This is a genomic window from Citricoccus sp. GCM10030269 (assembly GCF_042665635.1).
In the GTDB taxonomy this organism is placed as follows: domain Bacteria; phylum Actinomycetota; class Actinomycetes; order Actinomycetales; family Micrococcaceae; genus Citricoccus.
The window spans coordinates 614655-640095 of sequence record NZ_JBHTCV010000002.1 but is presented as its reverse complement, the minus strand read 5'-3'; the positions used below and the strand labels follow the sequence as shown (position 1 = coordinate 640095).

Below are 25441 nucleotides of genomic sequence, written 5' to 3'. Positions count from 1 at the left end.
CTGCGGTGATCAGCGTGAAGTGACTGGGGTGACATCGGGAGCGAGTTCGGTGCCCAGGTAGGCGCCGGTGTCCTCGAGTCGCTGCTGCAGGCGGGGCACCTCGATGTCGCCGACTGGCGTGTTCTCGGACAGGCTCAGATGGGAGGCCAGTCCGGCCGCCTGTCCCATGACGAAGCAGGGGCCCGTCACTCGGGCCGAGGACTGGCCCCACTGTGTCATCGAGGCCGAGCGCCCCACGGTCAGCAGGTTGTCCACCTGTTGCGGAACCAGCATGCGGTACGGCAGTTGATTGAAGCCGCGGGACTCGACGCCGGCCGCCGGAAAGCGGAATTCGACGGTGCCCTCCACATGGGCCTCCACGGGCCAGCCCTGGACGCCGATCGTGTCCGGGAAATCCACGCAGTCCAGAATGTCGGCCTCGCTGAGCTGATACTGCCCCACGGCCCGGTAGGTCTCCCGGATGCCGATTTGCGGAGCGATGTCCACCACATAGGCGTCCTCGAAACCGGGTGTGGTGTCACGGATGAACCCGAACACGTCCTTGACCTGCTGACGTCCCTGCAACTCCCCTCGGCTCAGTTGCCAGGCGTCCGTGCCGTCGATGGCGCTGCCGTCCTCATTGGAGAGCTGTGTGAGGTTGGCCCGCCATTCGAGCGGATTGCGCTGAGGCCGGACGATCGGCTTTTTGCGGGGGAAGGTCCGCTCCCCACGCTCTTCTGCCTCGTCCATGATTCTGGCGACGGTTTCCCAGGCGCGACCGGCTTTCTGGTGATCCACACCGTTGATGCGGAACATCAGAGACGGATAGAGCAGGTCTGCCGACTTCTCCGTGGGGGCTCCGGCATGCCGCACGAGATCCGCGTCGCCGGAGCCGTCGATGAAGACCCGTCCCCGAATCGCTCCGCGCCCGGATTTCGATTCGACCAGAACCGCATCGACGCGCTCGGGGGCATCCATCACCACTCCGACCACGCTGGTGTGGAACAGCAGGGTCGCTCCGCCGGCCACCAAGAACTCGTCGGCGGCGATCTTGTAGGCGGAAATGTCGAACGCCTGCGCCTGGATCCGGTTCTGCACGCTCAGATGCGGCTCACTGAGCGCGTCCATGTGTTCCAGCCGCTCCAGCAATTCGTCCGCGTAGCCGCGGATCACCCGGCGGTGCTCACCATGGACCCGGGCGTGCAATCCGCAGAAGGTGCTCAGTCCGCCCATGGTCCCCGCACCGCCCAGGAATCCGTAGCGCTCGATCAGCACGGTGGATCGACCTTCTCGGGACGCCGCGGCGGCGGCCATCAGCCCAGCCGGGCCACCTCCGACGACCACCACGTCATACTCTCCGATGACGGGTGTCTCCCGTGCGTCCTCGTGAATGGATTGCTGCACCAGGGGTGTCCCTTCGTCCGGCGGACCACCTCGGGCCGGCAGGACCGCGGACGACCGTTCGAGATGACGCTGACGGTGTTCCCACGGCGGGCCCTTGGCAGTGCGCGTGTACGCATAGTAGGTCGCTCGTGCCTGAAGCGTACAGCAGCCTCCAGAGGCGGTCGAGCATTCTTCCGAACGCTGGAAGAAGGCCCCGGAGACCCACAGGGCTCCCGACGGTCGATGGAACGCACGATCCGACGGACGCGTTGCGTACACTCAAGCCAGTCATCGTACGAATACGGTAGACAGTTGCCTCCGGCATGTGTCAGCATCTCTCCAACCCGCCCGATGGAGACCCAGCTCACAGTGGCCAAGGCTCGGCTCGGCCTCACGGCACTCCGGCGCACCATGAGTACGGGCTGGGCGACCACTACGTCTGACCAAGGAGAATCGTGGCGACCACCATCGACAGACCGGCCTCCGCGCCTGTGTTGCCGGAGTCGCAGCGGCCGGAATTCCACGACCGACCCTGGTCCACTCCACTGCTTGGGGCCGTGGGCGTGGTGGCGTTCATGGGGATCTGGGAACTGACCTCTCGCCTGGCTCTGGTCAACGCCGACTATCTGCCGCCCTTCAGTGTGGTCATGGTCGAACTGGTGTCCCTGCTGGTCGATCCGGTCTTCTGGGAGTCCCTGGGTGCCACGATGCGGTCCTGGTTGATCGGCGTGGCGCTGTCCCTGTCCGCCGGGGCGGTCATCGGGCTGATCATCGGTTCCAGCAGCGTGCTGATTCGCTACACCACGTCCACGGTCGAGTTTCTGCGCCCCATTCCCTCGGTCGCGCTGATTCCCATCGCCATCGTGCTCTTCGGGATCAATTCCACCGCCACCGTCTTCGTCATCGTGTGGGCGTGCTTCTGGGTGATCCTGGTCCACGTCATGAGCGGAATCGACGACGTCGACCCGGTCGCAGAGTCGACCGCCCGCAGCTATGGCCTCGGGTGGGCCTGGAGGGCGCGGTACGTCACCTTCCCGACGGCGCTGCCGTTCCTGATGACCGGGCTGCGCCTATGCGGGACCATCGCCCTCGTCGTCGGGATCACCATTGAACTCGTGGTCGGAACGCCCGGGGTCGGCGACCTGATCGCCACGAACCAGAGCGCGGGGAACGTCACGTCGGTCTATGCCCTGGCCTTATTGACCGGCGTGCTGGGCCTGACGATCAACTACGGCTTGAAGTTCATCGAGAACCGGCTTCTGCATTGGCACCCGTCCGTGCGATCGGAGCAGTCGGCATGAGAGGCATGAGAAGAGTTCGCTCGATCCCGGCCATGGTGGCCCTGCCCATCGTCCTGGTGGTCCTCTGGTGGGTCGTCACCCTCGGCAACACCAACCCCTTCATCCCGAAGCCCGAAACGCTGATGACCGATCTGTGGGAGACCTGGGTCGGACCGCGCTTCTTCAGTGACGTCCTCCCCTCGATCACGCGGTTGCTCAGCGGCCTGCTCATCGCGGTCATCGCCGGGATCGTGCTGGGCGTGCTCATCGGCTCGAACCTCACCGTCCGCAAGCTCACCGGACCGATCCTCGAATTCGTCCGGTCTATTCCGCCGCCGGTCCTTCTGCCCGTGCTGATGATGGTGATCGGCATCGGCGATGAGACCAAGGTGTTTCTCATTGCCCTGGGCTGCCTGTGGCCGGTCCTGCTCAACACCGTGGACGGCGTCCGCTCTGCGGATCCGGTCTTGCGGGACACCACGTCGTCCTACAACATCGCCGGCCTGACCCGACTGCGGTACTTTGTGCTGCCGGCGGCACTGCCGCGCATGGTGACCGGCATCCGCTTGTCCTTGCCGATCGCGTTGATCCTCATGGTCGCGTCCGAGATGTATGCCGCCACCAACGGTCTCGGGTTCTCCATCATCTACTTCCAGCGGACCTTCCAGAACGGACCCATGTGGGCCGGGGTGGTCGTCCTGGGGCTGGTCGGCATCATCATGGCCCTGCTGTTCCGCTGGCTCGAGCGCCGCCTGCTGTCCTGGTACTACGCACAGCGGCAGTTGGAATCCGCAGCGTGAGCTGACCGCTAGCGGGGCAGGGTCAGGATCTCCGCGCCGTCCTCGGTGATGGCGATGGTGTGTTCGGAGTGAGCCGTTCGGGAGCCGGTGGCACTGCGGAGAGTCCATCCGTCGGCGTCCATTCTCAGGCGGTCGGTATCTGCCATGACCCACGGTTCCAGGGCCAACAGCAATCCAGGGCGCAGCACATAGCCCCGCCCGGGCCTGCCGACGTTCGGAACGTGCGGATCCTGATGCATGGTGGAACCGATGCCATGGCCGCCGAACTCGGTGTTGACCTGGTATCCCGCGTCAGCCAGGACAGAGCCGATGGCGTGCGAGAGATCTCCGATGCGAACACCGGGACGGGCCGCTTCGATCCCGGCCGCCAACGCCCGCTCGGTGGCCTCGATCATCGACTCGCTCTCTTCGGGCCGGGATTCCCCGACGATGAAACTGATCGCGGCATCGGCAGCGATGCCGCGCAGGGACACCGCCAAGTCGAGTGTCAGCAGGTCGCCATCTGCGAGCGCGTAGTCGCGTGGCTTGCCGTGCAGAACGGCGTCATTGACCGCCGTGCAGATGTAGTGGCCGAACGGCCCTCGCCCGAAGGACGGTTCATAATCCACGTAGCACGATGTCGCCCCGGCCTCAGCGATCATCTCCCGGGTCCAGTCGTTGATCTCCAGCAGGTTCGTCCCCACGGTGGCTCTGCTCCTCATGGTCTGCAGAATGTCCGCGACCAGGGCGCCGGATTCCCGGGCGCGGTCCACTTCGGCGGGAGTGAGGATCTCGATCATGGGCTGCCTTCTCAACGGAAATGGTCACGGGGCTGTGGCGGGGCCGTGTCCCCCACCGCAGCAGTACAACTCCCGTCAGTACAGCACGTTCCTAGCGGACGAAGGCACTGTGTCCAGTCAGGGCCCTGCCGAGAATCAGGGTGTTCATCTCTCGAGTTCCCTCGAAGGTGTACATGGCCTCGGCGTCCACGAAGTACCGGATCACCTCATGTTCCAGGAGCAGACCGTTGCCGCCGACGATCTCGCGGGCCAAGGCCGCCGATTCGCGCAGTCGGTTGCCGGCGATGAGCTTGATCAGGCTGGGGTTGACGTCGTCGCCGACCGGGTGCGTGGTCGTCCGCACGGCCAAGGCCAGGGTCTGAGCGATGTTCTCGACGATGCGCACCAGTTTGTCCTGCACCAGTTGGAACGAGGCAATCGGCCGGCCGAACTGTTCACGCTGCTGGGCGTAGTCCAGCGCGGACTCGTAGGTGGCCAGCTGCATTCCGGCAGAGCTCCAGGCGATCTCCGGGCGCAGGGTGCGAAACGCGCGATTGATGTCCGCGAACGATTCGATGCGAGGCAAACGCAGTTCCTCCGGGACGACCACATTCTCCAGGAGGATGTCGGCGTTGTGGACGCTGCGCAGGGCCGCCTTGTGTTCGATCACCGAACGTTGAACGCCGTCCGCCGACGCGGGAACCACGAAGGCCAGCACCCGACCGCGCCGACCGTCCCGGCCGCTTCCGGACGGGCCGCCGTCGTTCTCCTCACGGGCCACCACCACCAGGTGATCGGAAATGGTGGCATTGCCGATCCAGCGCTTGGCGCCGTTGAGCACCCAGCCATCGCCCTGCCGACGGGCCGTGGTGGACAGGCCGCCGGCGATGTCGGAACCGTGGTCCGGTTCCGTGAGGGCGAAGCAGCCGGTCATCCGGAACTCGAGGATGTCCCGGTCCCACCGCGCGATCTGCTCCGCGCTGGCGCCTTCAAGCACCAGCGTGCGGAACATGCCGACCTGACCGCCGTAGGTCATGGACACCGACAGATCGGCCCGGCACATCTCGATGGTGCGGAAACCGCGATACAGGGCGCCGATCCTGCCGTCGTCCTGCAGCAGCGCGGGGTCGTCCTCGAGCCGCAGGGACGCCAACGGCTCGCGAATGTGGGCCAGGTGCTCGGCTCGCTCCCAGTAGTCAGGCAGCAGCGGACGCACGTGCTCGTCCAGGTGCGCCCTCAGGGTGAGCAGCTTGGCCCGTTCCAGCTCGGTCAGATCATCGACGAAGCCGAGCAGATCCCCCGGATAGGACAGCGTCGTTCGGCGGTTCTCCCGCTGCGCGCCGTCCCGAGGACCGTCCTGACTGTCGTCCTGCCTGTCGTCCCGACCGCCGGCAGGCGCCTCGGTGCTCATCGGCTCACACCCTCCTGCTCGCGACGATCCTGGATGAGCTCCTCCCGCAGCTGCTTCAGGTTCAGCTTGCCCTGCGGACTGCGTTCCAGGGCGGAGCGGACCATCAAGTGCCGCGGCTTCTTGTACCCGGCCAGCAGGGAACTGACGTGGTCCAGCAGCTCTCCGGTCGTCGTCGCATCCGAGGTGGCGACCACCGCCGCGACGGTCTCGCCGAAACGCGGATCCGGGATGCCCACGACCACGGCGTCCTGGACCGAGGGGTGGCTCATCAGGGCCTCTTCGACCTCCTGGGGGTAGACCTTCTCCCCACCGGTGTTGACCACGGAGCTGCCCCGACCGAGGAACTCGATATGGCGGTCCTCGAGCACACGCACCCAGTCCCCGGGCACCACGTGGCGTTTTCCACGGATGATAGGGAACGTCTCGGCGGTCTTCCGCTCGTCACCGTGATAGCCACGGGGCAGCGCGCCGTGTGAGGCCAGGATGCCCATGGCCCCAACCTCGTCCTGGATCTCCTCCTGGTTCTCATCCAGCACGACGGCGGTCGGCATCAGCCGCGGTCGGCCCGGCAGATCCTCGGCTCCGGTGGTCTGAGTGACGGCGAAGCCGCCACCTTCGGTGGTCGCCAACAGGTCCACAATGGTCATCCGGCCGTGGCCGTGAAAGCGGCGCTTGGTCTCCGGACTGAACCGCATTCCGGAACTGAAGACCGAGTCCACCTGATCGAGCCGCACGCCGAGCCGGTCGGCGGCATCGAGCACGGGCAGAGAGACGGCGTCACCGGCGACCACGATCCTGGTGGCGCCGAACTCCACGGCCATCCGCACGGAGGCCTCCGGATCCAGTCGCGGGGAATCGGTGGTCAGCACGGTTCCGCCCAGCACCAACGTGCTCAGGGACACGGTCAGGGCCGTGCCGTGCATGAACGGGGCCAGCGGCAGGGTCATCACGCGCGGCGTCCCAGGGTCCGTGGCGATCGATACGGCCTCGGACACGTCCTTCGGCGGTGTCAGTCCGAGGAGGGTGTAGGTGCTGAACAACTGGACCTCGAACATCTCCGAGGCCACCCATCGAGCCGCCCGAGGCCGACCGGTGGTGCCGCCGGTGTAGATCCACATCTCCGCGTCGGCGGGCGGGGCCTGCGGCAACTGCCCTTCCGGAGCGATGGCATCGCTCCAAGCCTGCCCGGCAAGAGAATCTGACTCCGCCTCCGCCTCCGGCCCTCCTGCCGATTCTGCCTCCGGCTCTGCCTCGGCACCGTCGGGCACCCAGATCACCCCGGGCTGTTCGGTGGAGGCGGCGAGCGCTGCCTCCACCACTGCTGCGAGTGAGGTCGGCGCCACCAGGGCCGCCGCCTGGGCATCGTCGAGCAACTCGGCCACTTCCGGACCGCGGAGTCGATAGTTGAGCGGGACGGGGATCATCCCCGTGGCCAGGCACGCGTAGAAGGTGATGAGGAACTCGGGGCGATTGTGCAACAGGATCGCCACCCGGTCCCCCGGCCGGACGCCCTGCTGCCCGAGGCTCTCCGCCAGTCCGGCCGCCTCGCGCGCGAACTGGCCGAACGTCCAGGTCCGGCCATCGGCGGCACGCAGCGCGGTGCGATCCGGGATCGACTCGGCGAGCCCCTTCCACACCAGGCTGTGCTGGCCGCTCACGAGTCCTGCTCCGAACCCCGGGGACCCGACCGCTGGGCATGGGCGTCCAGCCCTGAGTGCCACGCCTCGTCGATGAGGGCCGGCGACCAGCCGCCGTCGTGATTCTGGGTGTGCAACACATCCGGGTGCGAGTACACGGTCAGCCGGTCTCCGCCCAGGCCCAGGGCCTGTCCGGTGACGTCGGCTGCGGCGTCAGAGGCCAGCCAGACGACCAGTGGGGCCACGTCTTCGGGAGTACCGAGGGCGTGGTCGCGCCGATACTCGACGGGGATCGGCTCGCCGCGCAGATAGTCCTCATAGACCTTCGCGTAGGCGGGAATGGTGGCCGTCATGGGAGACAGGGCCGTGGGAATCACTGTGTTCACGGCGATTTCGGCCCGAGCCAACTCCAGGGACCAGGTCCGGCTCATGGCCACCAACCCGGCCTTGGCGGCGGAGTAGTTGGTCTGGCCGAAGCTGCCGAACTGCCCGGCCGGGGAGCCGATGAGGATGATGCGGCCACCCTCCTTCTGCTCGCGCATGGTGACGGCGGCCGCGCGTCCACAGGTGAAGGCGCCGCGCAGATGGGAGGAGATCACCAGGTCGAAGTCCTCGTCGCTCATCTTCCAGAGCACGCGGTCGCGGAGAGCCCCGGCGTTGGCGACCAGAACGTCGAGGCGCCCGAACTCGTTCACCGCGGTGTCCACGAGTTCCTGCGCCGTCTTCGAGGTGCCGACGGCGGCCACCACGGTGGCGGCCCGACCCCCAGCCGTACGGATCTCTTCGGCCGTGGACTCGGCCGTCTCGCCGTCGAGATCGTTGACCACGACGGCGGCTCCGGCCTCGGCCATGGCGATGGCGTACGCCCGACCCAGACCGCGGCCCGCGCCGGTGACGATGGCGACCTTGCCGTCCAGACGGACCGAGTCCGTTCCCCGCGCGGCGCTCACCGGTAGTACCTCAGGACGAACTCGGCCACACAGACCGGTTTGGTGCCGCCCTCCACCTCGTAGGTGACCTTCAGGACCACTTGCCAGCCGCCGTCGAGCTCCGTGACCTCGAGGACCTCGGCACTGGCGCGCACCCGACCCCCGGCCGGGGTAGGCGCGGGAAACCGTACGCGGTTCAGCCCGTAGTTGATGCCCATCCCGACGCCGGTCACCTTCCACAACTGGGACAGGTGCGGCACCACGATGCTCAGGGAGAGCAGCCCGTGGGCGATGCGGGTGCCGTAGACAGAGGCGGCGGCGACCTCCTCGTCCACGTGGATGGGGTTGTGATCCCCCGTGAGGTCTGCGAAGACGTCGATGTCTTCCTGGGTGATCGTCCGCCATTCCGAGGGGCCCATGGTGGTGCCCTGCAGTTGTGGCAGTTCGTCCACCGTCACGGTCAGGGGTCCGGCAGTTGAGTCTGACGAGGCTGACGGGGTGGGCGAGGGCGAAGAGGGCGTGGACGAGGGCGAAGGGGTGGTCATATCCGGCTCCTTCAGAGGTGGCAGGCAGATTCCGAGAACTCTGTACTCGACGCCGTCCTGGGAGCCCCCGGAGACCGACGAGATATCAGGCTTCCTGAAACATAGTGCCCCCATCCGACCCGTGTCCGCCCCCTTCCGTTTAGCGGAAGAGGCCGTTCTCCCCCTCGGAACCCCCCGATAGCGTCACCGTGACGTACATCACCTCGTCAGGAGGATCACCCGTGGTGCAGACCAGCCAGGCCGGCGTCCAGACCGACGTCTCCACGCCGGAGAACCCGCCGCCCGCGCGGCAGACCGCCAAGATCTCCATCCAGTCCGTTTCCAAGATCTTCGCGACGAAGTCCAAGCGCACCGAAGCGCTGAAGGATATCGACCTGGACATCACTGAGGGCGAGACGGTGTCGCTGATCGGACGTTCCGGTTGCGGCAAGTCCACCCTGCTGAGGATCATGGCCGGGCTGCTCCCACCGTCGGACGGCAACGTCTTCGTGTCCGGCAAGCCGCTGTGGAAGGGCAACCAGGTCGAGAGCGGCGTGCTGGAACAGCTGGGAGTCGTCTTCCAGGAACCGCACCTCTTTCCCTGGTTCGACATCGCGGACAACATCGCCCTGCCGTTGAAGCTGCGCGGCATGGGCAAGGCCGAGCGCCGCCGTCGTGCCACAGAACTGGCCGATCTGGTGGGGCTGGGCGACTTCTTGAAGTCCTATCCCCGCGAACTCTCCGGTGGCATGCGCCAGCGCGTGGCCATCGCCCGCGCCCTCAGCCGGGATCCGGAGCTGCTGCTGATGGACGAGCCGTTCGGCGCACTGGACGCGATGACCCGCGAAAAGATGAATATGGAACTGCAGCGGATCACCATGGCCACCCAGGCCACCGTCGTCTTCGTCACCCACGACATCTCCGAAGCCGTCTTCATCGGTGACCGCGTCATCCAGCTCACCCCCCGGCCTGGCCGCATCCAATCCACGGTGGACGTCGGCCTGGAGCGCCCACGGCCCCTCGACGTTCAAGCCACCGAAGCCTTCGGCACAACCGTGCGGACCCTTCGCCACGCACTGGAAAGCGAGGAATCATGAGTTCATCACGTTGGGGCAAGCTGCTGCCCTGGGTCGGAGCGCCCCTGCTCGTCATCCTCCTGTGCGTCGTCTGGGAGATCTCCGTCCGGGCCCTCGAGGTGTCGACGCTGATCTTGCCCCCGCCGTCGATGATCGCGGAACGCCTGGGAGAACTCATCCAGGACCCCGAGGTGTGGAGTCACGCCGGCATCACGGCCACGGAGATCATCTTCGGCTTCCTGCTGGCGGTCCTCTTCGGGGTGATCGTCGGCGTGCTGCTGGGCAAGATCGCCTGGCTGGAGATGACGGTCCGGCCGATCATCGTGCTGTTGCAAGTCGTCCCGAAGGTGGCGTTCGTTCCGCTGTTCGTCATCTGGTTCGGCTTCGGCATGAGCTCGAAGGTCATCATCGCGGCCATGCTCGCCTTCTTCCCGATCATGCTCAACGTGCTGCTGGGCGTGAAGTCGATCGACCCCGGTCACCGCGATGTGATGACCGCCCTGAACGCCGGAAACCGGCAGCGGTTCACCAACCTGGACTTCCGCAGCGTCATGCCCTATTTGCTCGCCGGCATGGAGACCGGCATCGTCTTCGCCGTGATCGGCGCCATCGTCGGTGAGTACCTGGGCGGCAACGAGGGTCTCGGCTACATGGTGGTGCGGACGCTGAACCAACTCGACGCTCCCGGGCTGTTCGGGGTGGTGGTGCTGCTGGCGGTCCTGGGCCTGCTGCTCTATGGAGCGGTCTTCGCGCTTAAACGCTTCCTCATCCCGTGGCACGAATCCGTCTACTCGCAGCAGGGGACCGTGGCGTGACAGCGGTCAGGATGGACGAGACGGCGGCCGACGACTCCGGACGCGATCAGGGTCGACAGGACCGACTGGGTCGACCGAGAGATATCAGCACGGCCCGCAGCGGACCGCGCCGGTCGGTCCTCGGCCGCCTGCATCGGTTGCTGTCCGCCTTCGACCACGACCACGACCACCTGACGCTGTCAGAGCTCAGTCGCCGGACGGGCCTGCCGTTGACCACCACCCATCGCATGGTCAGCGAGCTGTTGGATCTGGGCATGCTGGACCGCGACGACGAAGACCGGCTGTGCATCGGTGTGGACCTCTGGAACTTCGGGCTGCTGGCGCCGAAGACCCATGGTCTGCAGCGCATCGCCCTGCCGTTCATGCAGGACCTCTACTCCACCACGGGCTTCCCCATTCATCTGGGCATCCCCGACGGCCACCGCATCACCACCGTCGAGAGCCTGCGGCCGCGCGGACCCGGCAACGAGCGGCCCCGCATCGGCCAGCGGGACCCGTATCACGTCGTCGCGCTCGGCATGGCCGTCCTGGCTTTCCTCAACCCGGGTTTTCAGGAGCGGTACCTGGCCCACCTGGAAGCGCGCCACGCCACCGGTGCCGACGCCGCTCATGCCGTCCGGAACGCCCTGGCCCAGACGCGCACCAACGGATACTCCGTCAACAACAACCGGACCTATCCCCGGGTCGGCATCGGCGCTCCGATTCTGGACCGCTTCGGTCAGCCATTGGCCGCGATCTCGATCGTCGTGCCCGAAGGAACCTCGAACACCCCGTATGGACTGCTGGTGCGCAGCACGGCCCGGTCCATTCAACGCACGGCCATGGAACAGCACGTGTCCCTGCACCCACCTCACTGAAGGAGCATCACCATGAACCGGTCCCCCAACCGACTCAGCACACCGCCCGGCCTTCCGGGCGCACAGCAGCCCGGCTCCCGACTGGCCGGACTCCACCTCAGCAGGCGGTCCCTCTTCCGTGGCTTCGGCGCCGGCGTCGTGGCCGTGGCCGGCAGCGGGGCACTGGCCTCGTGCGGGACCGACGCCGGTGCCGGTGGCGGAAGCTCGGACGGTTCCCTCGGCGACGTCACCTACATCAGCTTCCTGCCCTTCGAGACCCTCTCCTTCTCCGCGGAGATGCTGGCCATGGACGCCGGGCATGACGAGGAGAACGGGATCAATCTCGGCGTCGAGGTCGCTCGAGGCACCTCCCCCTCCCTGCAGGCGATGATCGCCGGCTCGGGACTGGTGGCCCGGTGCAACACCGTTGACCTCGCGGCCGCCCGGGCCCAGGGCCAGAATCTGGTCAACATCGGCACCATCGCCCGTGGACCGTCCCAGCGGATCAACTACTCCCCGGACAGGCCCATCAACACGCCCGAGGACATGGTCGGCATGACCATCGGCATCCCTTCCGAGGGCGGCAGCACGGAGAACAACCTGCTGCTGACCCTGGAGACCGCCGGGGTGGATCCCGAGCAGGTCAACCTTCAGGTGGTCACCGACAACCCCGCCTCCTGGGAGATGATCAAGCGCGGCCAGATCGACGGCTACATCTCCAGCCCGGACCAGAGCTTCCTGCTCCTGGACATGGAAGACGAGGCCGAGGCCGTAGTGATGGGCGACCTGTCCCCCGTGATCTCGGACCGCCAATACTTCGTGACCACCGAAGAGCACATCGAGAACTCCTCGGAGCAGCTCACGGCCTTCCTGGGGGCGCTGAAGGACGCCATCAACTTCATCGTGGAGGACGAGGACCGCTCCAAGACCATCGAGGCCCTGCGCGAGTCCAACTCGTTCGCCAGCCTGGACAATGACTCGGTGGCCCGCTCGGCCATGGACGTCCAGGTGGAGAAATTCGTCAACGACGAGGAAACGGAGCCCCTGGTCACGGACGAGGAGATCTGGGTGGCCGGCATCGAAGAACTCGTCGAGTACGGCCGGATCGACGCCGTCGATTCCCCGGAGTCCTGGATGAACAACGAGCTGATTCCGTCCTAGAACGACGCTGATCCACGACAACGGGGCCCTGTCCATCTGGACAGGGCCCCGTTGTCGTGGATCGCTGAGGTGGCCTCAGTGGCCGCTGGGGAGGCTGACCTTTCCGACCGAATAGGGAGTCTCCGACAGGGCCTTCTGGAGGATGGCCTCCATGATGGGCGTCGGGGACAGGCAGTCGGCGCACGCCTCCGGGCCAGCTTCGATGGAGACCGCGATCTGGTCAGCGGACTCCGGCTTCCAGCTCGCCTGGTAACCGTCCTGGGCCATCATCCCGGTGAAGTCGGCCAAGGCGGCATCGACGACGGCGGCATCCGGTTCCGCAGATTTCGTGTGGGCGGACATGGTGTGCTTCTTTCTCTGGTCTTCTGTTGCTGACGGGTCAGCCGCGGTATTCCACGGGGCTGTAGGACGAGGGACGCAGCCGGGGGTTCAGGCCGAACACCTCGGCAATGGCGGAGACACCGGCGTTGTTGGCGCCGGCCACCACCACCTGGATCGACTCCGGCGACGCCAGTGCCGGGACCCGGTCTGGGGTGTCCGAACCCTGCGCTGTGTCCGCAATCGCATCGGGGTGATCCGAGGACAGGCGCCACCGAGCGTGATGCGAAATGGCGTCCTTGCCCACCTCGGCCAACTCGGCACGCGTGCGGACCGCATGGGCGAAGATGAACTGCCGCAATTGGTCCTTGTCCCAGCCGGCCCCGGCGAACACCTCGGCATGCTCGGGACTGAGGACCAGCAGCGCATTGGTGTATTCGTGGATGAACGCGCCGGTGCGGTTGATCGAGTCCGTGAAATCCAGGGCCAGTTGCTCGGCCACCTGGGTGTGACGGGCCTCGATGTGCATCACCGAGCGAATCACGAAGGACGTCACCACGTCGTCGGTCTCGGCGAAGCCGTACTCGGTGTGCAGCGAAGGCCAGGGGCTCTGCTCCTGGTTCTCGCCGATCACCGCGGTGTACTTGGCCGGCGTGGCCTGCGTCGCCTGGTCCAACTGATGCGGACGCAGCCCGAAGACGTTGATCAGCGCCAGCCGAATGGCCCGGCCGATGGTGGCATTGGCCCGGTGACCCGAGCCGAAGATGTTGCCCCGGGAGTTGATCTCCAGTCGCTCCCGGACCGGACCGTTGACCACCGTGAACGGCGCGGTGCCCGTGGTCGACTGCCAAATGCCCTTGCGCGGATTCGGCTCTTGAGCGATGCCCTTCCACGCCGCCACGACCACGGGGAAGTACTCCGGCTTGCATCCGGCCAGGGCGGCGTTGATGGCCGCGAAGCGCACGGTCAGACTGCGGTTGAGGTGAGGCACCTCGAACAGCATCGTCTCCGGGTCCAAGGGCGTCGTGGCCAGGAATTCCTCGACGATGGACTCGCTGACGGGAACCACGGGCAGACCGTCGGTCCACCCGTTCTCCTGGTAGCGCTCCAGGACGTCGCGAATGGCCCGGGCATCGGCTTCCAGACCCGGTGTTGAAACGGTGTGTTCCACTGCGGCGCTGTTCACGAGACCACCTCCGCGCTGAGGATTCGCTCGACGTCGGCCACGAGCTCTTTCGCTCGTGCCTGCAGTTCCTCGGACGACAGGCTGGCGACCGGGTGGGCCGCCGCGAGGAAGTCGTAGCCCGGGAACCCCTGGAGGGACGCCATGGCCTGGCCGGACATCAGGAATGAGTCACTGACGATGCTCACGGCCGGCAGTCCGTGCCGCTCGAAGATGATTCCGTCATGGACCGTCGCCGCGCTGCACGACCCACAGTCGCCCACCGCGGTGATGACGACATCGCACTCCCGCACGATGTCATCGCGCAGTTCGTCTTTGACCGGTGTGCCGAAGTAGTCCTTGGTGTACATCCGGACCTCGCCGATGCCGTCCCGCTGTTTCAGTTCCTCGGCGATCCTCTCGAGCAAGGCAGTCGCATTGGGTTTGGTGTTGTCCAGCAAACCCACGGTCAGTCCTTCGAGGCTGCCGGGCCGGGGCGACAAAGTCATGTCGTTCTCGCGCTCGGAAGCGCCTGTGGGGTCGATCAACACTTCCATGGTGGTCATGTCCGGGCCTCCCTTTCATTCTTGAGACGACCATCACACAATCACCACGCCACCGTCTGCTCAACGATCGATTCCGATGTTCGGAAGGGCAGATCCGCTCGCTATTCCATGGAGCGGAAGAACGGCGGCGCCCTTCCTCACCGGGGAATCACCATGGAGAACAAGCGTTGTCACGGCCATACTGAAGACGCACGTTGACTATCCCCATCCAGGAACGTGTTCCTGCCTCACCACCGGAGGACCCATGACCACCCAGCCCCTCGAGGACTTGCGCCAGACCCTGGCGGCGGACGGCTACATCCTGCAGATCGACGAAGTCGACGGCGGACGACTGGACGCCCGCATCAGCGCCGAAGACGGCGTCTGCGGTGACTGCCTCGTGCCGAAGAACCTCATGGCGGCCATGATCGCCAATGCCACCGAGAAGCCGGCCGACGCCATCGACATCACCTACCCCACGGAGATCGACGACGACGGTCAGATCATCTGAGCGGCTCTCCCCCGGATATCTCCGTCTCTCAACCGATAGCGCCGACCGGCCAGGGATTCTCGGCCCAGGTGCCCTGTGCCTCGGGCGGGACGACGGGCAATTCCAGATGGGATCCGGTCGCTCCGGACGCTCCGCCAGATCCCTCCGGACCGTCGGACCCCTCCGGGCCGCCGGACAGGACCCGGTGCCGGGCAACCACGAAATCTGCCTCTGTGGCGGTCGCGGGATCGACGAACGACTGCGGATTGCGTTCGTAGACCGGGAACTTCCCGGCGGTCACGGTCAGCTCGATTCGCTCTCCTTGACGTACGAGCACGCTGATCGGCCGTAGCTCGATGATGTAGTCCGTGATCGACGACGGTTCCACCGGCTGTGGATCTTCTCGACCATGCCGGTACCGCGCACGTGTGATGCCCTCGCTGTAGAGGATCGACCGACCATCCGCACCGGAGATGCTCAACTCCGCGAGCCAGTCGGTGTCTCGGGCCGTGGTGACGGCCTGCAGCACGAGTCGAGGAAGCCCGGTGATCTCCCAGTCGCGGTCCAGCGGCGCCGTCCGGTAGACCAACAACTGCTCACCGGCACGGAAATCCGTGATGTCCTTCGGTCCGCCGAGCACACCCGGTGCCACATAGGGATATGCGGGGTCATACGCGAAGTCTCGATATCCCTCCTGCGCCGATGCGGCACCGAGTGACCCGTCCGCTCCCAGCGGCAACCGGAGGGTCTGTGTCCCGGGGATGGGCCATTCCGGCTCGTGCCGCCACCGGTTCTCGCGCAGAACGTAGATCGTGGCCCGCGGGTGGGCCGCCCGGTCAGGTGCCTCCCCCCGGTCAGGCGCCTCCTCCTGCAGCAGCTTCCCGGCCGCCTCGACGAGCACGGCGCTACTGTCGACGGCCGAGCCCGGGAACACGACGCCGTCGAAGGTGTCCTGGCCGAGCTGTCCATGGGACCACGGGCCCATGATCAGCCGGTCCTGTCCGCCCGAGGGCCGAACCGAGGTCAGTTCGAAATGCCGCAGAGTGGTGCGGGCGAAGAAGTCGAACCAGCCACCCACGCTGACGACGGGGACCTGGATGCGAGGCACCTCAGCGGCTCCGATCCGGCTCTCCGCGAAGTACTCCGGATCTTCCCGGTGGGCCAGTGGATCGGCCCAGAGCCCGGGAAAATGTCGAAGAAACGGCCAGTCGACCAGAGGAAGCCGTCCGAACTTCTCCGGTCCGGCCGAGGAGAAGCCCTGCAGCTCGGTCTCGACCACGGCGCGTTGGTCCTCCGGCAGCCGGGCCAGCAGGTCGGGGGCCACGATGCCACTGGCCGGCCAGTCCGCGACATTCTCCAGATTCAGCACGCCGTCGATAAACGTGCGGGCGGTGTACTCGTCCGTGGCCGGCTGCAGCGCCACCACACCACTCAGATGCTCGGGTGCCGCAATCGCCGCCCCCAGGGCGGTATGCCCCAGATAGGACAGCCCGTGCGCGACGACCCGGCCGTCGCTCCAGTCCTGGGCGGCCACCCATTCGACGGTGTCATGACCGTCCTGATGAGGGCCGGTGCTGTCGTCTCGCAAGAGCGAATACGTGCCCTCCGAGGCGAAGCGGCCACGCTTGTCCTGGACCACCACGGCAAAGCCCGCTGCGGTGAGGATCTCGGGGTCGGACAACTGCGTGAGCGGGCCGGTCTTGCCGTAGGGAGTCCGGGACAACAGCGTGGGCACCGGTCCGTCCCGCTCGGCCGGAAGGTACACATCGGCCCGCAGGATCGTGCCGTCCTGCATCGGGATCTCCAGTTCGCGCAGCAGGCGTGCGTCGGTCTGCTGTTCTGTTCTCGCCTGAGTCACCGCTCGCCCTCAGACGCCGACCGGATGCAGCGAGTCCACGTGCTGGCGCAGTTTGGGCGCCACCTGCTCGGAGAACAGCCGCAGGCTCGCTTGGGCCTGGTCGTACGGCATTCCGCCGAAGGCCGGCGCCATCAGCAGCACGAACTCCCCGAGCTGTTCGCTCATCCAGATCGCCTTGTCCAGCACCTGCTGGGGCGTTCCGGAGAGGGCACTGTCCGCATAGTCACGGCCGGCCTGATCGACGCCGGTCTCCCGCAGGGCGGCAGCGCCCTCCGCGTAACGCTCATAGCCCTTGGTGGTCGCAAAGTGCGTCCCGTTGAACTCATAATGATCCACGTTCTGGTTGTAGAACGTCCCCACGTACTCGTAGAAGCGCTCGTTGACCACGCTCTCATCTTCGTGGGTGTAGAAGTTCACGTTGACGGCGACCGGTGGCGCCTGCTCGCCCCAGCGCTCCTCGAACTGGTCCCGATAACTCTGGAACGTGGCAGCGAGCTTATCCACCGGCTTGGTGACGAAGGACATCAGACCGGCCTTGTTGGCGACCCCGGAGACGATCGAGTCCGGTGAGCCGGCCACCGTGTACAGGCGGTCCTGCCAGCTGGCCAGCGGCCGAGGGCGCAACTCCGTGCGCGGCTGCGGGTAGTACGGCCCGTCGCCCTCGATCACGCCGGTCTCGATCGCCTGGATGATCATGGCCGAGGCCTCATCGAAGCGCTCCCGAGTCTCGTCCAGCGGGATGTTGAACGCCCGGTACTCACGCCGGGACAGCCCTCGGCCCATCCCGAAGATCGCCCGCCCGCCGGAAAGGTGATCCAGCATGAGCAGTTTCTCCGCGACGCGCAGGGGATTGTTCCACGGCAGGATCACGGCTCCGGTACCGAGTCGGATGTGCGAGGTCTTCCCCGCTATGTGAGCCAGCCACAACAGGTTGTCCGGGCAGAACGAATAGTCCTCGAAGTGGTGTTCCACCGCCCACACACTGTCGAATCCCAAGCCCTCGGACTCCACGGCCAGCGCTGTCTCGCCCTGGTACGTCTCGGCGTCCGTCACCGCGGGATCGCCTTTGCCGAAACCGAAACTCAGACCGATATGCATGATGAGATTCCTTCGCTGTCTTGACCGTCACACCCGTCCGGTAATGACGTCCATACCGTAAGCACGCGGCCCCGGCCCGGTTAGTCTCACTGTGCGACAGTCACCGACGACGGCCCGGAGCACGGATGCCGAACCGTTTCAGTTGCCGATACACCGTGGCTCGGGAGATGCCCAACGATGCGGCGGCCGCCTCCCGGTCCCCACCCGAGGCGCGCAACGCCTCGACGAGCAGTCTGCGGCGCGCATCGTCCACCGGAGACAATCGCGGCGCGCTGGCCTCCGTGATGACCGACGACGGCAAGTGCGTCAGTTCGATCTGCCGACGGCCCCCGCTGGCCAGAGCCGTGGCCAGCACAGAGCGCAACCGCGGAAAGTTCCCGTGCCAGGGATGACGGATGAGGATCGAGAGGGCCTCCGGGGTCACGCGGGTCTGCGGCGCCTCCAGGTCGGCGAGGACGGCGGAGATCAGCTGTGGCATCTCGTCGCGGCGCTGACGCAGGGGGCTGCGCTCGACCACCACGGGAAACGAGTCCAGCAGCTCCGCATCCGAGGCGTCGGTGGCCGCCGTGGCCGCCACCCAGGCCTCACCCCGGGAAAGGGGTGTACGGAGCACAACGGCACGCAGCCGCTCCGGCAGTCGGTCGATGTCCCTGATCAGCACGACCGCCTCCGGCACGGCCAACGCCCGCTGGAGTCGATCGCACCACCGTTCGCCGTCGTCCGCCTCCTCACCGGCCGCCAGTTCGGTCACGGGGCAGCCGTCCGCTGCGTGATGGACCATCCATGCCCGTCCGCTGCCGTGTTCCCCGCGGATCAAGGCCGGAATGCCGTCCGCGCGCGCCCGCTGCACCCGACTGAGCTCCGAGATGGTCTCCGGGCGCGGGTGAGCGCGAGCGAGCTTGGCGATCACCCCAGCCGTGCCCGACGGCGGCCGCTGGGTGCGCAGCTCATAGTCGCCGCCGTCGAGCCGGACGGTTCCCTGGGAGCGGGTCCGCGACTGGCCTTGTGCCTCCGCCCTCAAGGCGACCTCGTCGAGCGCCGACCGTCCGGTGAGCAGTTGCCGGGCGGCGCTGTTGAGCATCAAGACGTCGTCACCCACGGCGAGCACGGGGCGAGACGGGCGCCGAGCGCTCTGCATGAACTGCATGAACAGCGACCGCTCTCCCCGGTGGACGATCTCCAGCAGTCCGTCGGAGATGGTCCGGGCGATGCCCCGGGCCAGGGGAAGCATGACCGGGTGGGCGTCGGCGAGCCGGGCGTTCAAGGAGACCACGCCGGCCACTCGCCCCACGGGATCGCGGATGGCAGCGCCCACCGTCACCAGGTTGTGTGTCGACCGTTGGAAATGCTCCGCACCGATCACCGCGAAGGCGTCCATCCGCTCGATGGCGACCGCCGCACCATTGGACCCCACGGTGTCCTCGCGGAAGACCGCCCCGTGGCGGGCGCCGCCGACCAGCGCGGTCAGGCGGACGTCGTCGTCAGCGCCGATCGCCGAACCGATGGTGCGGCAGCGTTGGTCCATCACCATGACCCAGCCATTCGTCCCGTCCAAGTCCTGCGCGATGCTCTCACGCTGGGCTTCCACCACCCGTTGCAGCGCAGCGCCGCCCACGCGGCGCTCTTGCGGCGGCAAGGCGTCTCCGTGAGAGTCCACCCCCGCATCCAGAGAGCGTTTCCAGGACTGGAGGATCTCTGGACGGACCACCTCGGGCGGGGACTTCAGCACCGCATCCGGATCGTGGAGAAAGCGTTCCTTGGCCCGGCCGATGGCACCTTGAGCCTCGGGGTCCGTGACGAAGGCCCGAGCGAACTGGCGCGTGGTGAAGGACGACGGATGCGTCATCGGGGCTCCCTGGGCTCGCCACAGGCCCGCTCGCCACAGGCCGACTCGCCACGAGTGGGACCCCGGCCGGCCGCGGTCTCAATCTGCGACTCCCAGATCACGGTGGCGCCTGCCACCATCGTCAGCAGGACTGCCGGCCGAACGACGGACCGCCGAGCAGCGCTGATACCGACCGAAGGAGCACGACCATGGCACGCACGGTAGAACTCAAGGGGGCCGTCGTCGTGGTGACCGGAGGCGCCTCCGGCATCGGCCGCGGCATGGCCGAGGCCTTCCTCGCGGAAGGGGCGAGAGTGGTGCTCGCGGACATCGACGAGCAGGCCCTGTCCCGCACTGCTGGTGAGCTGGGTGCCCTCGGCGTTCGCACGGACGTCACCGACCAGTCCAGCGTGGACGATCTCGCCGATCGGACGCTGGCCGAGTACGGACGGATCCACGTGGTGTGCAACAACGCCGGCGTCGGTCCCTTCGGACCCCTGGAGGGCATGACGCTCGAGGACTGGAAGTTCGTCCTGGACATCAATCTCTGGGGCGTCATCCACGGAATCCGCTCCTTTGTGCCGCGCCTGAAAAAGAACGCTGACTGGGGTCACGTCGTCAACACCTCCTCCATGTCCGTGCACGTCACGCCCGCCGAGGCCGGCGCCTATGTGACCAGCAAGGCGGCCGTGCTGGGATTGACCGAAGTCCTCTCCGCCGAGCTGGAACAAGACGAGTCCGTCGTCGGGACGACCGCCCTGTTGCCCGGTTTCGTCCGGACCAATATCAAAGACTCGCTGCGCTCGCGCCCGGCCACCGAGCGAACGGCGCTGCACAACGTCGATCTGGCGGCCAGTGGCCGCGAGTTCAGCTGGCTCGATCCCCTCGACGTCGGCCGCATGGTGGTGGATGCCGTCCGGCGGAACCAGCTGTACCTCAACACCAGCGTCGAGGTCATGCCGCAGGTCCTTGCCCGGCATGAGGCCATCCAGAGTGGCGTGCCCTCTGGACCGTCATCGCGCTGAGGCCGTCCGAACGCCTGCGGCATCCTGGCCCGCCGCTACTGCCGCTACTGCCGCCGTTTCCAGGTCCGGATGCAGCGTGCCGAGCTGGCCGCGGAAGTAGGCCAGGGGCCGGCCCGGTCGCGCCTCAGCCGACAGCACCCGGCCCATGAAGACCGTGTGAGTGCCGCCGGTGGCCACCTCCGTGACCTCGCATTCCAAGGCTGCCAGCGCGCCGTCGAGCAATGGCATTCCCTGGGCTCCGAGGGCGTGCGCTACCCCCTGGAACTTGTCGTCCCCCTTCTGAGCGAAAGCACGGGCGAGTCCGGCCTGATCCGTGCTGAGGACGTTGACGGCGAACCGTCCGGTCTGGCTCACGGCACCGTGGGTCGCACTGCCCCGGTTCAAGCACGCCAGCATCATCGGAGGGTCCACGGACAACGACGCCACCGACGACGCTGTGGTCCCGAACGAGCGTTCTCCGAGACGGGTGGAGATCACGGTCACTCCCGTGGCGAAATGGCCCACCACCTCACGGAATCTGCCCGAGTCCACCTGTTCGAGTCCACGGTGTTCAAGCGATCTGGCAGTCATCGGCCTGCCCTCCTCGGCGTCCGTTTCCCGGGCCCTGCCCGGCTTCTGCGGTCACGCTATCGCCACCGCAGCCGGCCCGTGGGTCTCAATGTGAGACGCCCCGGGCCGGCGTGCGACAGCTGCTCTCTCGACTACTGCTCGAGAGCCTTTGCTGGGCCTACTGCTCGACCCATACCCGGTCGTAGAGCACTCCGGGGTTGACCGCCAGGGCCGGGATCGGCGTGGTCAGACCCGGACCGTGCACACCCTTGCGCATCACCTGGGCCGGCGAGAAGGCCGGACCGAACGGGCCGTAGGCCTCATCGGAGATGAGCTTCGCCGCCTGCTGATAGAAGTCCGCACGCTCCTGCTCGTCCACGGTGGCAGCCGCGTTCATCAGCAGGTCGTCCAGCTCGGTGTTCAGCCCCTTCTCCAGGGCCTCGGACGCGGTGTCCGCGCCCTCGGGCAGCGGGGTGCCGCTGAACGGTGACGTCGAGCCGAAACGCACCCCCACGCCGATGCCGGCGGCCGGTTCCCACGCACCGGCCGTCTGGAGCATGGATTCCCACTCACCGCTGGTGAACTTCGTGATCACGTCACCGAGGGGTACGGCGTCGATCTTCACATCGATGCCCGCCTCACGCCATTGCGTCTGCAGGGCGGTGGTGACCTGTCGGGCGGTCACGATGTCCGTGGTGCCCAACTCGACCGTCAGGCCGCCGAGCTCCTCCACGAGTTCCTTGGCCTTCTCCGGATCGTATTCGCGGTAGCCCTCGACCTCCGGTTCATGGAACAGACCACCCGACGCGGTGAACGACTGGGTCATGTCACCCTGACCGTTGAAGAGACCATCGTTGATGGTCTCGAAGTCGGTGGCGTAGTAGATCGCCTCGCGGGCCTTCTTGTCATCGAACGGTGGCTTGCGCGTGTTCAACTGCACCACGTACGGCGACGTGGGCGCACCCAAGGTGGTGGTCAACTGGGGATTGTCCTGCGCCTGCTTGATCAGGGTCACCGAGCTGAGGCCCTCGATCACGTCACCCTGGCCGGCCTGCAGCGTCTGGTACAGCACCTGATCGCCCCCGACCGCCTGGAACGAGAGTTCATCAAGGTACGGCAGGCCATCCTTGAAGTATTCCTCGTTCTTCTTCAGGTCCAGTCGTTCGGAGAGCTGGTTGGCTTCCACGGTGAACGGCCCGGCCCCGACCGGAGCCCGGCTGAACTCCTCGCCGCCTATCTCCTTGTACGCCGTCGGCGACGCAAGGAAGTTCAAGCTGGTGGCGGGCAGGGAGTTGATGAAAGCGCCGTTGGGCGTGGAGAAATTTATCTCGAAGGTCAGGTCGTCCACGGCCTGGATCGCGCCGAGGTCCTGTTCGACCGCGGCCTGGTCGACGTCCTCGGGCAGCGCCGCGTAGAGATCGTCCAAGAACTGCTGATCCAGATCCGGCATCTCGATGTCCTGGGCCAGCTCCAGCTGGGGCGCACCGCTGCTGCCGGAGTTCAGCGCGCGGATCCAGTTCCACACCACGGCATCGGCGTCCAGTGGTGTGCCGTCGGAGAAGGTCACGCCCTCACGGAGTGTGATGGTCACCGTCTTTCCGTCTTCGGAGAACTCATAGTTCTCGGCCTGGTGGGGAACCACTTCCGCGTTCTCCCCGTTCTCATCGGCTTCCAGGTTGAACAGGCCCCCGAAGATCGCATTGCTCTGGGGCAGGTTGGCGCCGACGGTATTGGAGGTGGCCGGGTCCAGACCCGTGGCCCACCCGCCGGAGTACCCGGCGTCCAGCAAGACGGTCAGTTCACCGCCGGCCTGTGGCTCGCCGACCTCCGATGATTCGCCGTTGTTTCCTCCCTCGGCATCGGCATTGCCGCCACCGCAACCGGTGAGCGCGAGACTGAGACTGGCGGCCAGTGCAACGGCGCCGAAGAGGGTCCGGCGGGGCCCCTTCTGGCGTGGATTGATGTTCATGATGACTCCCCATGGGACGGTGTATCAGGATTCACCGGCGTGATCGAGGTCACATTCGGCTTCACGAAAGTCTTTCCCAGCCGGAGAACCGGTACTATGCGCTTTCCATCCCGCGAAAGGCAGTCACCCTCCTCACCACCGCGCACCCGAGGACGAACCAAGCCCCCGGGCGCACAGCGGTTGAGGTCAGTGCTCAAGAGGTCGCTCCCGGAGGACTACTGCTCAACCCACACCCGGTCGTAGAGCACTCCGGGGTTGACGGTGAGAGCCGGGATCGGCGTGGTCAGACCCGGACCGTGCACACCCTTGCGGACGACCTGTGCCGGCGAGAACGCCATGCCCATCGGCCCGTAGGCCTCGTCTGAGATCATCTTCGCGGCCTCCTTGTACAACTCGCCACGCTCTTGTTGGTCCACGGTGGCGGAGGCATCCAGCAAGAGATCGTCCAGCTCGGTATTGAGTCCCTCCTCCAGGGCCTGAGTCGCGGTCTCGGCGCCTTCGGGCAGCGGGGTGCCACTGAACGGAGAGGTCGACCCGAACCGGACGCCGACGCCGATGCCGGCCGCCGGCTCCCAGGCTCCGGCGGTCTGCAGCATGGACTCCCACTCGCCACTGGTGAACTTCGTGATCACGTCACCGAGCGGCACGGAATCGATCTTCACGTCGATCCCCACTTCACGCCACTGCGTCTGCAAAGCCGTGGTCACTTGGCGCGCGGTGACGATGTCAGTGGTACCCAACTCAACCGTCAGGCCACCGAGTTCCTCGACCAGCTCCTTGGCCTTCTCCGGATCGTATTCGCGGTACCCCTCGACCTCCGGCTCGTGGAACAACCCGCCCGAGGCGGTGAACGACTGGGTCATATCACCCTGGCCGTCGAACAGACCGTCATTGATGGTCTCGAAGTCGGTGGCGTAGTAGATCGCCTCACGCGCCTTCTTGTCATCGAACGGCGGTTTGCGGGTGTTCAACTGAATGACATAGGGCGACGTCGGCGCACCCAGGGTCGTGGTCAACTGCGGGTTGTCCTGAGCCTGCTTGATCAGGGTCACCGAACTCAGGCCCTCGATGACGTCACCCTGGCCGGCCTGCAGCGTCTGGTACAGCACCTGATCGCCGCCCACGGACTGGAAGGACAGCTCGTCGAGATACGGCAGGCCCTCCTTGAAATACTCTTCGTTCTTCTTCAGGTCCAGACGCTCGGAGAGCTGGTTGGCCTCCACGGTGAACGGCCCGGCACCCACCGGAGCGCGACTGAACTCCTCACCCCCCATTTCCTTGTAGGCCGTCGGCGAGGCGATGGCATTCAGGCTCGTGGCCGGCATGGCGTTGACGAAGGCGCCGTTGGCGACGTCAAAGTGGATCTCGAAGGTCAGGTCGTCGACCGCCTGGATGGCACCGAGACGCTGTTCGATCACAGCGTGGTCCACGTCTTCGGGGAGGGCTGCATAGAGGTCGTCCAGGAACTGCTGGTCCAGGTCCGGCATCTCCCGCTCGAGGTCGAGCTCCAGCTGCGGCGCGCCGGTACTGCCGGAGCTCAGGGCCCGGATCCAGTTCCACACGACGGCATCGGCATTCAGGGGCGTGCCATCCGAGAACGTGATGCCCTCGCGCAGCTTGACGGTCAGCGTCAGCCCGTCTTCAGAGAACTCATAGCTCTCCGCCTGGTCCGGGACGACCTCGGCGTTCTCCCCGTTCTCATCGGCTTCCAGCGCGAACAGTCCACCGTAGATGGCAATGCTCTGGGGCAGGTTGGCGCCGACCGTGTTGGAGGTCGCCGGGTCGAGGCCAGTGGCCCACCCGCCGGCGAATCCGGCGTCCAGCAGGACGGTCAGCTCGCCGCCCGCCTGGGGTTCGCCGGCATCCGAGGATCCGCCGTTGGCACTCCCCTCGGCGTCCGGGTCCCCACCGCCGCATCCCGTGAGGGCGAGACTGAGGCTGGCGGCCACAGCGAGGGCACTGAAGAGTGTCCGGCCGGGCCCTTTCTGGTGCGATTTCGTCTTCATGATGACT

At 66.5% G+C, this 25441-nt stretch carries 23 protein-coding genes; 8 read left to right on the top strand and 15 right to left on the bottom strand.

Annotated elements, in window-relative coordinates:
• Positions 1-9 precede the first annotated feature (9 nt).
• Positions 10-1383 carry an FAD-dependent oxidoreductase gene (locus tag ACFQQD_RS06030; RefSeq protein WP_378087261.1) on the bottom strand — a complete coding sequence of 458 codons (1374 nt, stop codon included), beginning with the start codon at positions 1381-1383 and terminating at the stop codon, positions 10-12.
• A gap of 434 nt (positions 1384-1817) precedes the next feature.
• On the opposite strand from ACFQQD_RS06030, the gene ACFQQD_RS06025 reads away from it, so the two are divergent.
• Positions 1818-2663 (top strand): ABC transporter permease, encoded by an 846-nt coding sequence (locus ACFQQD_RS06025; RefSeq protein ID WP_378087259.1) that lies wholly within the window; start codon positions 1818-1820, stop codon positions 2661-2663.
• A 5-nt stretch (positions 2664-2668) separates the two neighbouring features.
• Entirely contained in the window at positions 2669-3442 is a 774-nt protein-coding gene (locus ACFQQD_RS06020) for an ABC transporter permease (protein WP_378087257.1), read from the top strand.
• Between the two features lie 8 nt (positions 3443-3450).
• On the opposite strand, the gene map is transcribed toward ACFQQD_RS06020, so the two are convergent.
• From map to ACFQQD_RS05995, 5 genes are all read right to left on the bottom strand, one after another.
• Positions 3451-4221 (bottom strand): type I methionyl aminopeptidase, encoded by a 771-nt coding sequence (map, locus tag ACFQQD_RS06015; RefSeq protein WP_378087255.1) that lies wholly within the window; start codon positions 4219-4221, stop codon positions 3451-3453.
• Between the two features lie 91 nt (positions 4222-4312).
• On the bottom strand, positions 4313-5611 hold the full coding sequence (locus ACFQQD_RS06010) for an acyl-CoA dehydrogenase family protein (protein WP_378087253.1): 1299 nt from the start codon (positions 5609-5611) through the stop codon (positions 4313-4315).
• Complete coding sequence (locus ACFQQD_RS06005) at positions 5608-7269, bottom strand: AMP-binding protein (RefSeq protein WP_378087251.1); 1662 nt, start codon at positions 7267-7269, stop codon at positions 5608-5610. The genes ACFQQD_RS06010 and ACFQQD_RS06005 overlap by 4 nt, the downstream gene beginning before the upstream one ends.
• Positions 7266-8198, bottom strand: coding sequence for an SDR family NAD(P)-dependent oxidoreductase (locus tag ACFQQD_RS06000; protein WP_378087248.1), 933 nt, complete (start codon positions 8196-8198; stop codon positions 7266-7268). The genes ACFQQD_RS06005 and ACFQQD_RS06000 overlap by 4 nt, the downstream gene beginning before the upstream one ends.
• The gene (locus ACFQQD_RS05995) at positions 8195-8722 is read right to left on the bottom strand and encodes a MaoC family dehydratase (RefSeq protein ID WP_378087246.1); all 528 of its coding nucleotides are present in this window, start codon (positions 8720-8722) and stop codon (positions 8195-8197) included. Before ACFQQD_RS05995 ends, ACFQQD_RS06000 begins: the two co-directional genes overlap by 4 nt.
• Positions 8723-8910: 188 nt before the next feature.
• On the opposite strand from ACFQQD_RS05995, the gene ACFQQD_RS05990 reads away from it, so the two are divergent.
• From ACFQQD_RS05990 to ACFQQD_RS05975, 4 genes are read left to right on the top strand one after another with little or no spacing between them, the layout of a single operon-like run.
• Positions 8911-9798 carry an ABC transporter ATP-binding protein gene (locus ACFQQD_RS05990; protein ID WP_378087244.1) on the top strand — a complete coding sequence of 296 codons (888 nt, stop codon included), beginning with the start codon at positions 8911-8913 and terminating at the stop codon, positions 9796-9798.
• Positions 9795-10592, top strand: coding sequence for an ABC transporter permease (locus ACFQQD_RS05985; protein ID WP_378087242.1), 798 nt, complete (start codon positions 9795-9797; stop codon positions 10590-10592). Before ACFQQD_RS05990 ends, ACFQQD_RS05985 begins: the two co-directional genes overlap by 4 nt.
• On the top strand, positions 10589-11449 hold the full coding sequence (locus ACFQQD_RS05980) for an IclR family transcriptional regulator (protein ID WP_378087240.1): 861 nt from the start codon (positions 10589-10591) through the stop codon (positions 11447-11449). Before ACFQQD_RS05985 ends, ACFQQD_RS05980 begins: the two co-directional genes overlap by 4 nt.
• A gap of 12 nt (positions 11450-11461) precedes the next feature.
• Positions 11462-12589: an ABC transporter substrate-binding protein gene (locus ACFQQD_RS05975; RefSeq protein ID WP_378087238.1), complete on the top strand. Its 1128-nt coding sequence runs from the start codon at positions 11462-11464 to the stop codon at positions 12587-12589.
• 75 nt (positions 12590-12664) lie between these two features.
• Here ACFQQD_RS05975 and ACFQQD_RS05970 read toward each other — a convergent pair whose 3' ends face one another.
• Genes ACFQQD_RS05970 through ACFQQD_RS05960 form a run of 3 tightly spaced genes read right to left on the bottom strand, consistent with a single transcriptional unit; the run spans position 12665 to position 14635 of the window.
• Complete coding sequence (locus ACFQQD_RS05970) at positions 12665-12931, bottom strand: hypothetical protein (RefSeq protein WP_378087236.1); 267 nt, start codon at positions 12929-12931, stop codon at positions 12665-12667.
• A 37-nt stretch (positions 12932-12968) separates the two neighbouring features.
• Positions 12969-14093 (bottom strand): hypothetical protein, encoded by a 1125-nt coding sequence (locus tag ACFQQD_RS05965; RefSeq protein WP_378087234.1) that lies wholly within the window; start codon positions 14091-14093, stop codon positions 12969-12971.
• On the bottom strand, positions 14090-14635 hold the full coding sequence (locus ACFQQD_RS05960; protein ID WP_378087232.1) for a UGSC family (seleno)protein: 546 nt from the start codon (positions 14633-14635) through the stop codon (positions 14090-14092). The genes ACFQQD_RS05965 and ACFQQD_RS05960 overlap by 4 nt, the downstream gene beginning before the upstream one ends.
• Before the next feature lie 244 nt (positions 14636-14879).
• Between ACFQQD_RS05960 and ACFQQD_RS05955 the strand changes: the two genes are divergently transcribed.
• Positions 14880-15125, top strand: a complete 246-nt coding sequence (locus ACFQQD_RS05955) for a hypothetical protein (RefSeq protein ID WP_378087230.1) — start codon at positions 14880-14882, stop codon at positions 15123-15125.
• Positions 15126-15153: 28 nt separating this feature from the next.
• Here the strand turns inward: ACFQQD_RS05955 and ACFQQD_RS05950 are convergent, their stop codons facing one another.
• From ACFQQD_RS05950 to ACFQQD_RS05940, 3 genes are all read right to left on the bottom strand, one after another.
• On the bottom strand, positions 15154-16962 hold the full coding sequence (locus tag ACFQQD_RS05950) for a CocE/NonD family hydrolase (protein ID WP_378087228.1): 1809 nt from the start codon (positions 16960-16962) through the stop codon (positions 15154-15156).
• A gap of 9 nt (positions 16963-16971) precedes the next feature.
• Positions 16972-18060 (bottom strand): LLM class flavin-dependent oxidoreductase, encoded by a 1089-nt coding sequence (locus ACFQQD_RS05945; RefSeq protein WP_378087226.1) that lies wholly within the window; start codon positions 18058-18060, stop codon positions 16972-16974.
• A gap of 100 nt (positions 18061-18160) precedes the next feature.
• Positions 18161-19906, bottom strand: a complete 1746-nt coding sequence (locus ACFQQD_RS05940; protein WP_378087223.1) for a helix-turn-helix domain-containing protein — start codon at positions 19904-19906, stop codon at positions 18161-18163.
• A gap of 188 nt (positions 19907-20094) precedes the next feature.
• On the opposite strand from ACFQQD_RS05940, the gene ACFQQD_RS05935 reads away from it, so the two are divergent.
• The gene (locus tag ACFQQD_RS05935) at positions 20095-20910 is read left to right on the top strand and encodes an SDR family NAD(P)-dependent oxidoreductase (protein ID WP_378087221.1); all 816 of its coding nucleotides are present in this window, start codon (positions 20095-20097) and stop codon (positions 20908-20910) included.
• Here the strand turns inward: ACFQQD_RS05935 and ACFQQD_RS05930 are convergent.
• The 3 genes from ACFQQD_RS05930 to ACFQQD_RS05920 form a co-directional block, all read right to left on the bottom strand.
• Positions 20899-21480, bottom strand: a complete 582-nt coding sequence (locus ACFQQD_RS05930; protein WP_378087219.1) for a flavin reductase family protein — start codon at positions 21478-21480, stop codon at positions 20899-20901. The two genes, ACFQQD_RS05935 and ACFQQD_RS05930, sit on opposite strands and share 12 nt — an antisense overlap.
• Positions 21481-21637: 157 nt before the next feature.
• Positions 21638-23428, bottom strand: a complete 1791-nt coding sequence (locus ACFQQD_RS05925) for an ABC transporter substrate-binding protein (protein ID WP_378087217.1) — start codon at positions 23426-23428, stop codon at positions 21638-21640.
• Positions 23429-23643: 215 nt separating this feature from the next.
• Positions 23644-25434 carry an ABC transporter substrate-binding protein gene (locus ACFQQD_RS05920; RefSeq protein ID WP_378087215.1) on the bottom strand — a complete coding sequence of 597 codons (1791 nt, stop codon included), beginning with the start codon at positions 25432-25434 and terminating at the stop codon, positions 23644-23646.
• Between the last annotated feature and the right edge of the window lie 7 nt (positions 25435-25441).

Coding starts and splice junctions, on each gene's coding strand:
- ACFQQD_RS05935 (WP_378087221.1), top strand. CDS start 20,095: ATGGCACGCACGGTAGAACTCAAGGGGGCCGTCGTCGTGGTGACCGGA.
- map (WP_378087255.1), bottom strand. CDS start 4,221: ATGATCGAGATCCTCACTCCCGCCGAAGTGGACCGCGCCCGGGAATCC.
- ACFQQD_RS05970 (WP_378087236.1), bottom strand. CDS start 12,931: ATGTCCGCCCACACGAAATCTGCGGAACCGGATGCCGCCGTCGTCGAT.
- ACFQQD_RS05940 (WP_378087223.1), bottom strand. CDS start 19,906: ATGACGCATCCGTCGTCCTTCACCACGCGCCAGTTCGCTCGGGCCTTC.
- ACFQQD_RS05930 (WP_378087219.1), bottom strand. CDS start 21,480: ATGACTGCCAGATCGCTTGAACACCGTGGACTCGAACAGGTGGACTCG.
- ACFQQD_RS05945 (WP_378087226.1), bottom strand. CDS start 18,060: ATGCATATCGGTCTGAGTTTCGGTTTCGGCAAAGGCGATCCCGCGGTG.
- ACFQQD_RS05925 (WP_378087217.1), bottom strand. CDS start 23,428: ATGAACATCAATCCACGCCAGAAGGGGCCCCGCCGGACCCTCTTCGGC.
- ACFQQD_RS06020 (WP_378087257.1), top strand. CDS start 2,669: ATGAGAAGAGTTCGCTCGATCCCGGCCATGGTGGCCCTGCCCATCGTC.
- ACFQQD_RS05995 (WP_378087246.1), bottom strand. CDS start 8,722: ATGACCACCCCTTCGCCCTCGTCCACGCCCTCTTCGCCCTCGCCCACC.
- ACFQQD_RS05960 (WP_378087232.1), bottom strand. CDS start 14,635: ATGACCACCATGGAAGTGTTGATCGACCCCACAGGCGCTTCCGAGCGC.
- ACFQQD_RS06010 (WP_378087253.1), bottom strand. CDS start 5,611: ATGAGCACCGAGGCGCCTGCCGGCGGTCGGGACGACAGGCAGGACGAC.
- ACFQQD_RS05955 (WP_378087230.1), top strand. CDS start 14,880: ATGACCACCCAGCCCCTCGAGGACTTGCGCCAGACCCTGGCGGCGGAC.
- ACFQQD_RS05975 (WP_378087238.1), top strand. CDS start 11,462: ATGAACCGGTCCCCCAACCGACTCAGCACACCGCCCGGCCTTCCGGGC.
- ACFQQD_RS05920 (WP_378087215.1), bottom strand. CDS start 25,434: ATGAAGACGAAATCGCACCAGAAAGGGCCCGGCCGGACACTCTTCAGT.
- ACFQQD_RS05985 (WP_378087242.1), top strand. CDS start 9,795: ATGAGTTCATCACGTTGGGGCAAGCTGCTGCCCTGGGTCGGAGCGCCC.